Origin of the sequence: Streptomyces verrucosisporus (assembly GCF_017114865.1) — a bacterium.
Lineage (GTDB): Bacteria > Actinomycetota > Actinomycetes > Streptomycetales > Streptomycetaceae > Streptomyces > Streptomyces fenghuangensis.
This window is the reverse complement of the sequence record NZ_JADEYH010000017.1, coordinates 55,999-70,009: the sequence shown is the minus strand read 5'-3', so window position 1 is coordinate 70,009 and position 14,011 is coordinate 55,999. Positions and strand designations below refer to the sequence as shown.

Sequence of the window (14,011 nt, the reverse complement as noted above, 5' to 3'; positions counted from 1 at the left end):
ACGGATACTTGGTCGGCCGGGGCCGGGCACCGCCCGCGCCCCGGCACGGCACGAAAGCCGGCCGCCAGGCCGGCACTCACGCAGCGAGAGGGCGGAAACCGCGTGGCCACGGCAGGAGGGGTACGCAGGGGCGTACGGACCGGTGCGCGTACCGGTATACGGGCCGGTATACGGACGAGGGCCACGGCGTCGGCGGCGGTCCTCGCGCTCGCCCTGGCCGGATGCAGCAGCACCGGCGGCAAGCGGGCCGAGGAGGAGCGCGAGCGCGCCGGAGGCCGCGCGGCGGTGGACACCCCGCGCTGGACGTTCGCGATGGTCACCCACTCGGGAGACGGCGACACCTACTGGGACATCGTCCGCAGCGGCGCCGAGCAGGCCGCCGTCAAGGACAACGTGGAGTTCGTCTACTCCCACGACAAGGAGGCCGGCCGTCAGGCCCAGCTCGTCCAGACCGCCATCGACCGGAAGGTGGACGGGCTGATCGTCACCCTCGCCAAGCCCGAGGCGATGGATGCGGTGGTGCGCGAGGCGGTGAGGGCCGGCATTCCGGTGGTTACGATCAACTCCGGCCAGGAGGAGTCCGCCGGCCTCGGCGCCCTCGCCCACATCGGCCAGGACGAGTCCGTCGCCGGCGAGGCGGTCGGCGGGGAGCTGAACGAGCGCGGCCACGACAAGGCCCTGTGCGTCGTCCACGAGCAGGGCAACGTCGGCCACGAGGAGCGCTGCGACGGAGTGCGCGAGGCCTTCGACGGCGAGGTGGAGAACCTCTACGTGGACGGCACCAACATGCCCTCCGTGGAGTCCTCCGTCGAGGCCGAGCTCCAGTCCGACCGGGACGTGGACACCGTCGTCACCCTCGGCGCCCCCTTCGCCGCCACCGCCGTCAGGGCCGTGGAGCGGGCGGGCAGCGACGCGGAGGTCAACACCTTCGACCTCAACGCCCAGGTCGCCGCCGGACTGCGCGACGGCACGATCGGCTTCGCCGTCGACCAGCAGCCCTACCTCCAGGGCTACGAGGCCGTCGACCTGCTGTGGCTGCACCGCTACAACGGCAACATGCTCGGCGGCGGGCGGCCGGTCCTCACCGGCCCGCAGCTGGTGACCGGGGAGGACGCCGCCGATCTGGAGAAGTACACCGAGCGGGGCACCCGATGACCGCCACCCCCGCGGCCCTGGCGAAGGACACCGCCGCACGCGGCCCGGTGGCACGGCGCCTGTCGGCCCGCCCCGAGCTGGGCGCGATGGTCGGGGCCGTCGCCGTCCTGGTCTTCTTCGCCCTCGCCGCGGACGGCTTCCTGCGCCCCGCCGGCCTGGGCACCGTCCTGTACGCCGCCTCCACGATCGGCATCATGGCGGTGCCGGTGGCCCTGCTGATGATCGGCGGGGAGTTCGACCTGTCGGCGGGCGTGATGGTGACCAGCTCGGCGCTGGTCTCCTCGATGTTCAGCTACCAGATGACGGCGAACACCTGGGCCGGCGTCGCGGTCTCCCTGCTGGTCACCCTCGCGATCGGCTTCTTCAACGGCTGGACTCTCACCCGCACCCGCCTGCCGAGCTTCATCATCACCCTGGGCACCTTCCTGATGCTCACCGGCCTCAACCTCGGCCTCACCAAGCTGATCGGCGGCACGGTCTCCACCAGGGCGATCGGCGACATGGAGGGCTTCGCCTCCGCCCGCGCGGTCTTCGCCTCCGACATCACCGTCGGCGGCTTCCAGCTGAGGATCACCATCGTGTGGTGGCTCGCGCTGGTCGCCGCGGCCACCTGGATCCTGCTGCGGACCAGGGCGGGCAACTGGATCTTCGCCACCGGCGGCAACGCGGACGCCGCCCGCGCGGTCGGCGTCCCCGTCGACCGCGTCCGGGTCGGCCTGTACATGGGAGTGGCCCTGGCCGCCTGGATCTCCGGCCAGCACCTGCTGTTCAGCTACGACGTCGTGCAGTCCGGCGAGGGCGTGGGCAACGAGCTGATCTACATCGCCGCGGCCGTCATCGGCGGCTGCCTGCTCACCGGCGGCCACGGCTCGGCGGCCGGCGCCGCCGTCGGCGCCCTGATCTTCGGCATGACCAGCAAGGGCATCGTCTACGCCCAGTGGGACCCCAACTGGTTCAAGTTCTTCCTCGGGGCGATGCTGCTGCTCGCCACGCTGCTCAACGCATGGATCCGCAAGCGGGCGGAGGCATCCTCGTGAACGGGACGTCCACGGCGGCGGCCGGTTCCCCCACGGCACTGGTCGAGCTGGCCGGCGTCGGCAAGCGCTACGGCAACGCGACCGCGCTGGAGGGCGTGTCGCTGGCGGTCCGCCCCGGTGAGGTCGTCTGCGTGCTCGGCGACAACGGCGCCGGCAAGTCGACCCTCATCAAGATCATCTCCGGGCTGCACCGGCACGACGGCGGCGCCTTCCGCATCGACGGCGAGGAGGTCCGCCTCGCCTCCCCCCGCGAAGCCCTCGACCGCGGCATCGCCACCGTCTACCAGGACCTGGCCGTCGTCCCGCTGATGCCGGTGTGGCGCAACTTCTTCCTCGGCTCCGAGCCCGTCACCGGGCGCGGCCCCCTCCGCCGCCTGGACACCGCCGCCATGCGCCGCACCACCCGCGAGGCCCTGCTGCGCATGGGCATCGACCTGCGCGACGTGGACCAGCCCATCGGCACCCTCTCCGGCGGCGAGCGGCAGTCGGTCGCCATCGCCCGCGCCGTCCACTTCGGCGCCCGGGTGATCGTCCTGGACGAGCCGACCGCCGCCCTCGGCGTCAAACAGGCCAGGGTGGTCCTGCGCTACGTCGCCGCCGCCCGCGACCAGGGGCTGGGCGTCGTCCTGGTCACCCACAACCCCCACCACGCCCATCTGGTCGGTGACCGGTTCGTCCTGCTCAGGCGCGGCTCCATGGCCGGCAGCCATGCCCGCGAGGAGATCGCTCTGGACGAGCTGACCCGCCAGATGGCGGGCGGCAGCGACCTGGACCGGCTCGGCCACGAACTGGCGCGCACCCGTCCCTCGGGCCCGGACCGCGGCGCTCCGTAGGGCACAATCGACGGTGATGAGTACGTACCGTGACCGGGCGCACCGGGGCTCTGTCGGAGCGACTGCCGGAACGAGCGCCGGGACGAGTGCCAGGGCGACCGCCAGAGCGACGGTGTTCAGGGCCGTGGCCACGCGTGAGCGGCGCTCCTACGTCTCCGCGCCGCGTGTACCCACGGTGGGCATCGACATCGGCGGCACCAAGGTGATGGCGGGCGTCGTCGACGCCGACGGCCGCATCCTGGAGAAGGTCCGGGCCGAGACCCCCGACAAGTCCAAGAGCCCGCGGGTCGTCGAGGACACCATCGCCGAGCTGGTCCTGGACCTCTCCGACCGCCACGACGTGCACGCCGTCGGCATCGGGGCGGCCGGCTGGGTGGACGCCGACCGCTCCCGGGTGCTGTTCGCCCCCCACCTGGCCTGGCGCGACGAGCCGCTGCGCGACGCGCTGACCGCCCGCCTGGCCGTGCCCGTCATGGTCGACAACGACGCCAACACCGCCGCCTGGGGCGAGTGGCGCTTCGGCGCCGGCCGCGGCGAGGACCACCTCGTCATGATCACCCTCGGCACCGGCATCGGCGGTGCCATACTCGAGGACGGCCAGGTCAAGCGGGGCAAGTACGGGGTGGCCGGGGAGTTCGGCCACATGCAGGTCGTGCCCGGCGGCCACCGCTGCCCCTGCGGCAACCGCGGCTGCTGGGAGCAGTACAGCTCCGGCAACGCCCTGGTCCGCGAGGCCCGCGAGCTGGCGGCGGCCGAGTCGCCGGTCGCGTACGGGATCATCGACCGCGTCGGCGGCAACGTCCGCGAGATCACCGGGCCGCTGATCACCGAGCTGGCCCGCGAGGGCGACGCGATGTGCACCGAGCTCCTCCAGGAGATCGGTGAGTGGCTCGGCGTCGGCATCGCCAACCTGGCCGCCGCACTGGACCCCTCCTGCTTCGTCGTCGGCGGCGGGGTCAGCGCCGCCGACGAACTGCTGATCGGCCCCGCCCGGGACGCCTTCCGCCGCCACCTCACCGGCCGCGGCTACCGCCCCGAGGCCCGTATCGCGCGAGCCGAGCTCGGCCCGGAGGCCGGCATGGTCGGCGCCGCCGACCTCGCCCGGCTGGTCGCCCGCCGCTTCCGCCGCGCCAACCGCCGCCGGGTGGAGCGGTACGAGCGCGCCGGGGCCGGTCTGCTGCCGACGCGCGGCTGGGGGGCGGGCCGTTGACCGCCACCGTGTCCCTGCCGCAGCCCGGGACCCCGCCGCACCGGCCCAGGCACCGCTGGCTGGTTGCGATCATCGTGGTGCTGCTGATCGCCGTGCCCGCCGGCTATCTGGTGCTCTCCGCCTACCAGAGCCGCGACAGCGGCAAGGACAAGCAGCGCGCCGCCGCCGCCACCGGCCTGGTGTGGAAGTGGCCCAGCAAGCTGGAGAGCCGCATCTACGAGGTGCCCGTGCCCGGCGGGTCCAGCTATGTGGCGCACTACGAGACCAACAGCTGGCAGCGCAGCACCTTCTACGTGCAGTTCCGCACCTCCCGGCAGGGCCTGGAGAGGTTCATCGAGGAGGCCGGCGGCGACCCCGGCGCCCTGCGCGAGGGCACTTCCGGGGTCACCGGACGGCAGGCCGAGACGGTGGGCTGGGAGTTCGACGCCCCCGGCCGCCGCTACGCGGGCGCCAGGATCGAGCGGCCCGGCGAGCGGCCCGACCTGGCCGTCACCGTGGACGTCACCAGCGAGGACCGCCTGCGGGTCTACGCGGTCTCCACGGTCGAGTTCTGACGGAACCGGCCGCCGGCCGGTGATCTGAACGGGGCCGGTGCCCTCCCCTCACGCGGGAGGGCACCGGCCCCGTTCGCGCTGGTGCGGCCGGACTCCTGCGGCGGCGCCCGGTCGCGCGTCAGGCCGTCGCGGTCCGTGTGGAATCCGGGGGGCTGTCACAGCCGGTTCCCCGGCCGCAGGGGCGTCGACCGCCGGTGCCGGGGACCGGCGCCTCCCGCCGGAAGGCCGCGCGCCGGCCCTCCCCGGGGGCGTTCCCGCCGACTCGGGGGAACCTTTGATTGAAGTAAGCGTGCGGTCGACCGTATGCTCAAGTCGAACTCGGACCGCTGAGCCCGTGCACCTCGATGTGAAGGGATGTCCACGTGTCGAACGCCAGTCGTGCCCCGAGAGCGGTACCCGGTGCGCAGTCGAGCCCCGGGGCCGAGGCACCCGGGGCCGAGGTGCCCTGGGTCGCGATGTCGACCGTCATGATCGGCATGTTCATGGCAATCATGGACTCGTTCATCGTCGTCGTGGCGGGCCCCGGCATCCAGGCCGATCTGGGGGCGAGTGCGAGTGAACTTCAGTGGGTTCTCGCCGGCTACCAGTTGAGCTACGCGGTCTTCATGATCACGGGAGGCCGGATCGCGGACCTGTACGGGCGTAGACGCGTCTTCGTCCTCGGAGCCGCGGTCTTCACGCTTTCGTCCATCGCCTGCGCCGTGGCCGCAGGCCCGGCCGCGCTCATCGGTGCCCGCATCGTCCAGGGGCTCGGGGCGGCGCTGATGGTGCCGCAGGTCTACGCCATCGTCACGCTGACGGTCTCCCCGCGGAACCGGCACCGTGTCTTCGGTGTTCTCGGGGTCGTGATCGGCATGGCGACGGTCAGCGGTCAGCTGGTCGGAGGTCTGCTGATCGGCGCCGACCTCTTCGGCTCCGGCTGGCGTTCGGTGTTCTGGGTGAACGTCCCCATCGGCGTCATCACGATCCTGTCGGCCCTCAAGTACGTGCCGGAGTCACGGGCGCAGCGGGCCCGCAAGCTCGACGTCCCCGGGGTCCTGGTCCTCAGTGCGGCCCTGTTGCTGCTCATCTGTCCGCTCATCCAGGGGCGCGACGCGGGCTGGCCGTGGTGGACGTGGGCGTGTTTCGCGGGCGGTGCGGCGGCGTTCGCCCTCTTCGCCGCGCTGGAGCGAGGAGTCGACCGGCGTGGCGGCGAGCCGCTGATCGAGCCGTCGCTCTTCTCGCAGCGCTCGTTCTCGCTCGGCGTCGTCCTCGTCCTCGCCGTGTACGCGCTCCTGACGTCCTACTACCTGTCGCTGTCCGTCTCGATGCAGGACGGACTGGGCATGTCCGCCCTCGGCTCCGGGCTGGTCTACACGCCGGCCGCGGTGACCTTCTTCGTCTGCAGCATGGTCGCCGGACGTATCGTGCCGAAGTACGGCCGACGCGTACTGGAGGTCGGCGCGATCGTCCTCGCGGCCGGGTATCTGACCACCGCCGTGGTGCTGCTGTCCGGGCCGCGCCTCACCCCCCTCCTGGTCATCCCCACCCTGATGCTGCAGAGCGTGGGGGGCGGGCTGCTGGTCACACCGCTGCTCAACACGGTCCTCGCGCGAATCGACCCGCGGGCCGCGGGCATGGCCTCGGGCTCCTTGTCCACGGCCCAGCAGGTCGGTGGCGCGCTGGGCGTGGCGGTCGTCGGAGCGGTGTTCTTCCACTCCTTCCACACGGGCGCCGCCACGGGCGACGAGGTGGGCGCGGCCGGACACGCCTTCGCGCTGACGTCTCTGGCGGCCTTCGCCATCGCGGCACTCGCGGCCCTGCTGGTGTTCCTCCTGCCGAAGGAGCCGGCGACGAAGGCGGGATGACGTGAAGGAGGCCGGCGCCTCCCGGGGATCCCGAGGAAGCGCCGGCCCTTCCGGGTGACGAGGACCCGCGGCAGCCGGTCAGGGCGTCCTGAGCAGGTCCTCCACGGTGCGGCGGACCTTGGCGACGACGCCGTCGTCCCCGAGGCGCAGGGCGGTGTCGGCCGCGCGGAGGACGGCATCGATCTGGAAGACCGCGAGGTCGACGTCGAGTTCCGCCGTCTCGTGGCGCGCGACGGCGTGCCGGAGTTCCCTCTCGATGACGTCGAGCCACTCCCGCTGAATACGGAAGACCGCGTCCCGGACCGGCCCCGGCTTGCTGTCGAAATGGGCCATGTTCGCGACCAGGAGGCAACCGCCTTCGAACAGCGGGGTTTCGGCGTACGTGATCCAGTGCTCGATCAGGGAGCGCAGCCGTTCGACTCCGGCGGGTGCTGTCCTCGACGGACGGATGACCGCATCGATGAACATGTCCCGCGCATGGTCGAGGGTCGCGAGCTGGAGTGTCTCCTTGGTCCTGAACAGGGTCTGGATGCCGGCCTTGCTCATGCCCGTGTCGGTCGCGAGACGGCCGAAACTCACGTTGTCCAGCCCTTCGAGGGAGGCGATGTCGATGGCGCGCCGCAGCACCGTCTCACGCGTCCGGGCTCCTCTGAGCAGGCGTTTGTCGGTGATCGGAGCCTTTCCCCCGCGCGTGGGGAAGGTCCGCGTCTCAGTGCCCATACGGTCGATCGTACCTTTTGTGTGCGGGGCTGTGGACAGGCGCGCGAACCGCCTCGGGGCCTCGGAGCTTCGGTTCTTCGGTGCCCGTCATCGCTTCGCGGCGCGATTCCCCGTCGCGCCGGAGCCGGGACCGGCGGCCCGGGCAGGCTCTCGCGGTCCGGGGGGCGGGCGGGGCGGCCGGATCCCACCGGAGCGCTCCGGTGGGATCCGGCCGCGGGCCCGGTCCGTTTGGTCCCCGGCCCGTCCGGTCAGCTCCGTGAACCGCCCGCGGCGGCGCAGGCGGCGCCGTTGAGGGTGTAGGAGCCGGGCGGGGCGGTGTCGCCGGTGTGGGTGGCCTGGAAGCCGATGTCGACCGACGCGCCCGGGGCGATGGTGGCGTTGTAGGAGACGTTCCTGTGTTCCGGACGAACCTGTCTCGCATCGCCCGGCCGCCGGAGATGCCGAGGACGCTGTCCCTGAGGCCGTGCACTCCGAAGTAGGCGATGGGCCCGGTGCCGTCGTCGCACCCGCTGAGCACCCCGGCGCTCTGGACCGCGACCGCGCGGAAGACCGTCGCGCGCGAACACGCCAGCGAGTACGACATCGCGCCCCCGTAGCTGAACCCCAGGGCGAAGCGCTGCTCCTGGTCGACGCACAGGTCCGCCTCGATCAGCCGGACCATGTCGTCGACGAAGGCGGTGTCCCGCCCGCCGGTGTTGGCCCAGCCGTTGTCGAGGCCCTGGGGCGCGACGAAGGCGGCGCTCTCGTCCGCCAGCCGCTGGAGCCCGTAGTAGGCCCAGGTGCCCGTGTCCACGGTGCGGCCGGTGGCCACGTCGGTGGAGGAGCCGCCCAGCCAGTGGAATCCGAGGACCAGCCGGTAGGGGCGGTCGCGGTCGTAGCCGCCGGGGATCCGCAGGATGAAGCTCCGGTCCCTGCAGCCGCTCCGGATCGTGTGGGTACCGCTCGTCAGGGTGGGGGCCCTGCCGCATCCGGAGCTCGCGGCGGCGGCGCCGGCATCCGCGCGGGAGGCCGTGAGCGGGCCGCTCTCGCTCCGGCCGTGGCCCAGCGCGGCGCCGTCCACGCCCAGGACGAGCAGTACGGCGACGACGGCTGTCCATAACAGGGACCTTGGCCTTGCCGTCCTTGTCATCTTGAGACTCCTCTTCGTGTGGGGGGTCGTCCCGGCCCGGCGGCCGCAGTGGTGGAACGGGAGCAGTCGCGGTGTCGTCCGCCGATTGTTCGAAATTCCGAACATTGTTCGGAAGCCGGGATGCCCCGGATCCTGGAGAGGCGACCGGCCGTGTCAACACCGCCCGCGAAACCCGAAGGCCGCGCGCCCGGTCGCGCGGGCCGGACGACCGGGCGCCCCGCGAGCCCCGACTGCACCCCCGTCCGCGAGGAACCGGGGGATGTGGGAGCGTGAGCGGGTGAGCGAGAAGAACGTCGACACCCTGCAGTACCGCGTTGACGGGCCGGAACACGCCCCGGTCCTGATCCTGGGACCGGCCCTTGGCACCACATGGCACATGTGGGACCGCCAGGTCCCCGAACTCAGCCGCCACTGGCGGGTGCTCCGCTACGACCTGCCCGGCCACGGCGGCGCGCCCGCCCGCCCCGCCACCTCCGTCGGCGACCTCGCCGCCCGGCTGCTGGCCACCGCCGACGCCGCGGGCGCCGACCGCTTCGCCTACGCGGGCTGCTCCCTGGGCGGCGCGGTGGGCGCCCGGATCGCGCTGGACGCGCCCGGCCGGCTCACCTCCCTGGCGCTGATCTCCTCCGCTCCCCGCTACGCCACCCCCGACACCTGGCGGCAGCGCGGCGTGGTGGTGCGCACCAACGGACTGGACCCCATCGCCCGCTCCACCCCCGAGCGCTGGTTCACGCCCTCCTTCGCCGCCGCCCAGCCCGCCATCGTCGAGTGGGCCGTCCAGATGGTCCGCACCACCGACCCCGGCTGCTACATAGCCGCATGCGAGGCGCTGGCCTCCTTCGACATACGCCAGGAGCTGGCCCGTGTCGGCGTGCCCACCCTGGTCGTCGCCGGGGCCGAGGACCGGGTCACCCCGCCCTCCGACGCCCGCGCCCTGGTCGCGGGCATCCCCGACGCCCGGCTCGCCCTCGTCCCCGACGCCTGCCACATGGCCCCCGTGGAGCGGCCCGGCGAGGTCACGGAACTCCTGGCCGGACACTTCTCGGCGGCCCTCCCCGCCGGCCGGCGGGACGCCCCGGCGGCCGTCCCGGTCCCCGGGGTGTCCGCAGGCGGCGCCGGCCGCGCGCCGGAGGCCCTGCCCACCCGTGCCGCGATCGCCGCCCTGACCGCCGGGGAGCAGAGCCAGGACCACCCCGGCGCCGCCGCGTACGACACCGGCCTGAGGCTCCGCCGCGACGTGCTCGGCGACGCCCACGTCGACCGCGTGGCAGAGGAGACCGACGACTTCACCGGCGACTTCCAGGACCTCCTGACCCGCTACTCCTGGGGCGAGGTGTGGGCCCGCACCGGCATCGACCGCCGCACCCGCTCGGTGGTCACCCTCACCGCGCTCACCGCCGGCGGGCACCTGGAGGAGCTGGCCGCCCACACCCGCGCCGCGCTGCGCAACGGGCTCACCCCGCAGGAGATCAAGGAGGTGCTGCTGCACACGGCCGTCTACTGCGGAATGCCCGCCGCCGGAGCCGCGTTCGCCGTCGCCCGTCGCGTCATAGCGGAGGAGACCACCCCTCGCGACTGAACCCGCGCCCGGACCCCGGGACGGGTTCCGGGCGGTGGCGGGACTCCGCGGCGAAGATCGCGGGCGGGCAGCACAATGGGCCCCATGGAGCTCACCAAGAAGGGCCACGCCTGCGTCGCCCTGCACCGCGAAGGACGCACGCTCGTCATCGACCCGGGCGGTTTCAGCGAGGCGGACGCCGCCGTCGGCGCCGACGCGATCCTGGTCACCCACGAGCACCCCGACCACTTCGACGAGAGCCGGCTGCGCGCCGCGCTGGAGGCGAACCCGGCCGCGGTGATCTGGACGCTGCGCAGTGTCGCCGAGCGGATCTCGGCCGCCTTCCCCGGACGCGTGCACACCGTCGGCGACGGGGACGCCTTCACCGCCGCCGGTTTCGAGGTGGAGGTGCACGGCGAGCTGCACGCCGTCATCCACCCCGACATCCCGCGTGTCACCAACGTCGGCTACGCCGTCACCGCCCCCGGCGCCGGCACCGTCTTCCACCCCGGCGACGCCCTGACCGTCCCCGGCCGCCCGGTGGACACCCTGCTGCTGCCGGTGCACGCCCCCTGGAGCAAGGTCGCCGAGGTCGTCGACTACGTGCGCGAGGTGCGGCCGCGCGTGGCGTACGACGTCCACGACGGGCTGCTGTCGGACTTCGGGCATCTGATCTACGGCCGCCTGCTCGGTCCGGACGGTCCCGGCATCGCCGGCGCGCAGCACACGCGGCTGGAGCCCGGGCAGAGCGTCGCACTGCGGGAGGACTGAGCCCCGCCGGAAGGGGCGCCCCGCCGGCGGCCGGCCGCCGCCCGCAGTCCGCCGGCCGTCGGTGCCGGGCGGTAGATTCGCTGCCATGCGTATCGCCACCTGGAACGTCAACTCGATCACCTCGCGGCTCGAGCGGCTGCTGGCCTGGCTGGAGAGCAGCGGCACGGACGTGCTGTGCCTGCAGGAGCTGAAGTGCGCGGCGGAGGCGTTCCCGGCCGAACCGCTGCGCGAGCTGGGCTACGAGGCCGCGGTCAACGCATCGGGCCGGTGGAACGGGGTGGCGGTGCTGTCCCGGGTGGGCCTGGAGGACCCGGTGATCGGCCTGCCCGAAGGGCCCGACTACGAGGGCGCCACCGAGCCCCGCGCGGCGGGCGCCACCTGCGGCGGGGTGCGGGTGTGGTCGGTGTACGTGCCCAACGGCCGCGAGGTGGGCCACCCGCACTTCGAGTACAAGCTCCGGTGGTTCGCCGCGCTGCGCGAGCTTGCGGTACGGGAGACGGCGGGGGAGGCCGGAGGGCGGCCCTTCGCCATCCTCGGCGACTACAACGTCGCGCCGGCCGACGAGGACGTCTACGACCCCGCCGTCTTCGAGGGCACCACGCATGTCACCCCGGCCGAGCGCGAGGCGCTGGCCGAGCTGCGCGCGGCGGGCCTGGCCGACGTCGTGCCGCGTCCGCTGAAGTACGACCGCCCCTACACCTACTGGGACTACCGCCGGCTCGGCTTCCCCAAGAACAAGGGCATGCGCATCGACCTGGTCTACGGCAACCCGGCCTTCGAGTCGGCGGTGAAGGACGCCTACGTGGACCGCGAGGAGCGCAAGGGCAAGGGCGCCTCGGACCACGCGCCGGTCGTCGTCGACCTGGAGGTGTGAGGGTCCGGCCCGCGTGCCTTGTGCCGTTCACCGCGCCGGTGATGTCACGCTGAGGCGTATGAACATCCCCTTCCTGGACAACTGGCGCAAGAGGCACGGCATGTCCCGTGGGGTGGCGGTCATGCAGGCCGCCCCCCATGACGCCGAGGGAGTGGCGCAGCTGCTGTCCGAGTGCGAACTGCTGCGCAGGCAGGCAGGGTCGGCGGGGATCGAGCTGGAGGACACTCCCGGTTCGCTGGCCGCCCTCGACCAGCTCCTGCCGCGCTGGCGCGACGAGGACCCCGAGGCGCTGACCTGGCTGGGCAACGACGCGGGCCTGTATCTGGGCACCGTCGTCGTCCGTACGGTGCCGGGCGCGGCGTGGCAGGTGTGGCCGAACGGCCGTCCGGTGGTGCGCCTGTCCTCCGGGCGTGAGCTGGATGTGGTGGCGGCGGGCCACGAGTGGGCGCTCAGCGGCACTCCGGAGCTGTCGCAGGTGTACGCGGAGGCATCCGAGGCGTGACGGGCGCCGGCCGTACCGACGGCCGGGTCGCGGTTCGTCACCGGGGGAAGTCGATGCGGTACTCCAGCCGCCACCGGTCCGCGCGCACCACGATGTCGGAGGTCTCCACGGCCCGGCCGCCCGCCGTGTGGTGGGTGCGCTCGATGACCGTCACGCACTGCCCGGGGGAGCACCCCAGGGCCTGCGACTCCGCGCTGGTGGCCGACCGCGAGCCGACCAGCTCGGTGGCCCGCGCCACGGGGAGGCCGATGGCCGCGAACCGCTCGCACACCCCGCGCCGGGCGTACGGGCCGCGCTCGGGGAAGACCACCTCGGTGCCCTCGGTGAGCGCCAGCGGCTCCCAGCTGGTGGCGAGCTGGAGCGGGCGCCGGTCGGCCAGGTACTCGTACCGCGTGCACATCACCGGGTCGCCCGCGCCGATCCCCAGCCGCTCGGCTATCCGCGGCGGGGCCCCGGTGGCGGCGGAGGCGGCCTCCCACAGCAGCGTGGGGACGGCCGGGGGGCCGGTGAGCAGCCGGGCCGCGAACGGCGAGTCCACCGCCTCGCCGGTGCGCAGCAGGCTGCCGACGGGGCTGCGGTCGGTGACGAAGACCCCCCGTCCGAACTGCCCCTCCGCGTAGCCGGCGGCCTTCAGTACGCGCACCGCCCGGTCCACGGTCTGGTCGCTGGCGGAGTAGGTGCGCTTCAGCTCCGAACGCGAGGGGATGCGGGAGCCCACGGCCAGGGCCCCCTCGTCGATCTGCTGCCGCAGATCGTCGGCGATCCGCTGGTAGACCGGTCTGCTGTCGCCCATCCGGGACTCCTCTCCGTGCTGCCGCCTGCGGGGTGGGAACGGTCTCCGTACCTGGGTCAACAGGGTAGGAGGGGGGCCTGTGCCGCATGAGGCGTCGTGGGCAACATCATCGGGAACACCTCGGCGACATCGGTACCCGGTTCCGCAAACTCCTTGCACAATGAAGCACTTGACCGGTTCATCCCTCGGCCCGGCCGCGTGCCCGGTGCTGGCGGCGGGCGGGCGGGGGCACGGAGGCGGGCGCGGAGGGCGCGGTGGTGGCGGCCCGGGTGACGTCCGCGACCAGTTCGACGACGTCGGGCCCGTAGGCCTGGGAGTTGACCACCTTCAGCAGCAGGCAGAAGTCGCCGTCCGTGCCGTGCCTGCGGGCCAGCCGGGCGTGGTGGCGGGCGAGGTGACGGGCGGCCGCCTGGTTGGTGACGGCCCGCTGGCCGCACAGGACGAACACCGGGTGGGAGCCCTCGCCCGCGGTGAGCCGGGCGAGCAGGACGTACTCCACCGATCCCCGCTCCATCCGGTAGCGCTCGCCGCCGATGGTGAACGCGGCCTGGTCCGGTCCCGGTTCGGGGGTGGTGTCGATCCGCACCCCCGGTAGCAGGGAGTGGAGATGGGCAGCCGTCCGCCGGTTCGCCGCCGGGCCTCCCACACAGAACTCGGTCCGCTCGCCGAAGCCCTGGCGGACGTTCTCGTGCGACAGCACCTGCGCGTTCGCGCCGCAGTCCTTGACCAGGGCGGACAGCTCCAGCAGGGCGAACACGTCGTCACGGGAGACGGCGCCTTCCCCCGTGGCGGCCTTGCGGCCGACCACCAGCAGGCACTCGGAGTGCTCCGGCATCCCGAAGAAGCGCTGTTTGCGGCGGAGCGCGCGGCGCCACAGGTAGGTGCGGCCGAACCAGCCGAGCGAGGTGGTGACGCCGGCCGCGAGCACGCCCAGCACGATGTCGCGCAGGTTCTCGTTCATGGGGCGGAAGCGTATCGCCGGATGCCGTCTCTGTTCGAAACATGACAAGGGAATGGGGCGAGGAGCC

The 14,011-nt window shown here is 73.2% G+C and carries 14 protein-coding genes and 1 pseudogene; 10 read left to right on the top strand and 5 right to left on the bottom strand.

The window, feature by feature from the left end; genetic code table 11:
- Positions 1 to 156: 156 nt before the first annotated feature.
- From IQ279_RS18670 to IQ279_RS18645, 6 genes are all read left to right on the top strand, one after another.
- Positions 157 to 1,155 (top strand): sugar ABC transporter substrate-binding protein, encoded by a 999-nt coding sequence (locus tag IQ279_RS18670; protein ID WP_206349879.1) that lies wholly within the window; start codon positions 157 to 159, stop codon positions 1,153 to 1,155.
- Positions 1,152 to 2,192: an ABC transporter permease gene (locus IQ279_RS18665; protein ID WP_206349781.1), complete on the top strand. Its 1,041-nt coding sequence runs from the start codon at positions 1,152 to 1,154 to the stop codon at positions 2,190 to 2,192. The genes IQ279_RS18670 and IQ279_RS18665 overlap by 4 nt, the downstream gene beginning before the upstream one ends.
- Positions 2,159 to 3,025: an ATP-binding cassette domain-containing protein gene (locus IQ279_RS18660; protein WP_206349779.1), complete on the top strand. Its 867-nt coding sequence runs from the start codon at positions 2,159 to 2,161 to the stop codon at positions 3,023 to 3,025. The genes IQ279_RS18665 and IQ279_RS18660 overlap by 34 nt, the downstream gene beginning before the upstream one ends.
- 16 nt (positions 3,026 to 3,041) lie before the next feature.
- Positions 3,042 to 4,235 carry an ROK family glucokinase gene (locus IQ279_RS18655; protein WP_206349777.1) on the top strand — a complete coding sequence of 398 codons (1,194 nt, stop codon included), beginning with the start codon at positions 3,042 to 3,044 and terminating at the stop codon, positions 4,233 to 4,235.
- On the top strand, positions 4,232 to 4,789 hold the full coding sequence (locus tag IQ279_RS18650) for a hypothetical protein (protein ID WP_241028351.1): 558 nt from the start codon (positions 4,232 to 4,234) through the stop codon (positions 4,787 to 4,789). The genes IQ279_RS18655 and IQ279_RS18650 overlap by 4 nt, the downstream gene beginning before the upstream one ends.
- 455 nt (positions 4,790 to 5,244) lie before the next feature.
- Entirely contained in the window at positions 5,245 to 6,636 is a 1,392-nt protein-coding gene (locus IQ279_RS18645; protein WP_206349775.1) for an MFS transporter, read from the top strand.
- A 78-nt stretch (positions 6,637 to 6,714) separates the two neighbouring features.
- Here the strand turns inward: IQ279_RS18645 and IQ279_RS18640 are convergent, their stop codons facing one another.
- The 3 genes and pseudogenes from IQ279_RS18640 to IQ279_RS18635 form a co-directional block, all read right to left on the bottom strand.
- The gene (locus tag IQ279_RS18640; RefSeq protein ID WP_206349773.1) at positions 6,715 to 7,356 is read right to left on the bottom strand and encodes a TetR/AcrR family transcriptional regulator; all 642 of its coding nucleotides are present in this window, start codon (positions 7,354 to 7,356) and stop codon (positions 6,715 to 6,717) included.
- Between the two features lie 248 nt (positions 7,357 to 7,604).
- The gene (locus tag IQ279_RS28830; protein WP_372445180.1) at positions 7,605 to 7,703 is read right to left on the bottom strand and encodes a hypothetical protein; all 99 of its coding nucleotides are present in this window, start codon (positions 7,701 to 7,703) and stop codon (positions 7,605 to 7,607) included.
- 17 nt (positions 7,704 to 7,720) lie between these two features.
- Positions 7,721 to 8,485, bottom strand: a pseudogene (locus IQ279_RS18635) (CE1 family esterase); the annotation flags it as partial.
- 259 nt (positions 8,486 to 8,744) lie between these two features.
- Here IQ279_RS18635 and pcaDC point away from each other — a divergent pair.
- The 4 genes from pcaDC (at position 8,745) to IQ279_RS18615 (ending at position 12,190) form a co-directional block, all read left to right on the top strand.
- Complete coding sequence (gene pcaDC / locus IQ279_RS18630) at positions 8,745 to 10,064, top strand: bifunctional 3-oxoadipate enol-lactonase/4-carboxymuconolactone decarboxylase PcaDC (protein WP_206349769.1); 1,320 nt, start codon at positions 8,745 to 8,747, stop codon at positions 10,062 to 10,064.
- Between the two features lie 84 nt (positions 10,065 to 10,148).
- Entirely contained in the window at positions 10,149 to 10,814 is a 666-nt protein-coding gene (locus IQ279_RS18625; protein ID WP_206349767.1) for an MBL fold metallo-hydrolase, read from the top strand.
- Between the two features lie 85 nt (positions 10,815 to 10,899).
- Positions 10,900 to 11,688, top strand: a complete 789-nt coding sequence (locus tag IQ279_RS18620; protein ID WP_206349765.1) for an exodeoxyribonuclease III — start codon at positions 10,900 to 10,902, stop codon at positions 11,686 to 11,688.
- 58 nt (positions 11,689 to 11,746) lie between these two features.
- Positions 11,747 to 12,190 carry a DUF6278 family protein gene (locus IQ279_RS18615; protein WP_206349763.1) on the top strand — a complete coding sequence of 148 codons (444 nt, stop codon included), beginning with the start codon at positions 11,747 to 11,749 and terminating at the stop codon, positions 12,188 to 12,190.
- 37 nt (positions 12,191 to 12,227) lie between these two features.
- Here IQ279_RS18615 and IQ279_RS18610 read toward each other — a convergent pair whose 3' ends face one another.
- Together IQ279_RS18610 and IQ279_RS18605 are read right to left on the bottom strand one after the other, a co-directional pair.
- Positions 12,228 to 12,983: a GntR family transcriptional regulator gene (locus tag IQ279_RS18610; RefSeq protein WP_206349761.1), complete on the bottom strand. Its 756-nt coding sequence runs from the start codon at positions 12,981 to 12,983 to the stop codon at positions 12,228 to 12,230.
- 178 nt (positions 12,984 to 13,161) lie between these two features.
- Entirely contained in the window at positions 13,162 to 13,944 is a 783-nt protein-coding gene (locus IQ279_RS18605; RefSeq protein WP_206349759.1) for a hypothetical protein, read from the bottom strand.
- Between the last annotated feature and the right edge of the window lie 67 nt (positions 13,945 to 14,011).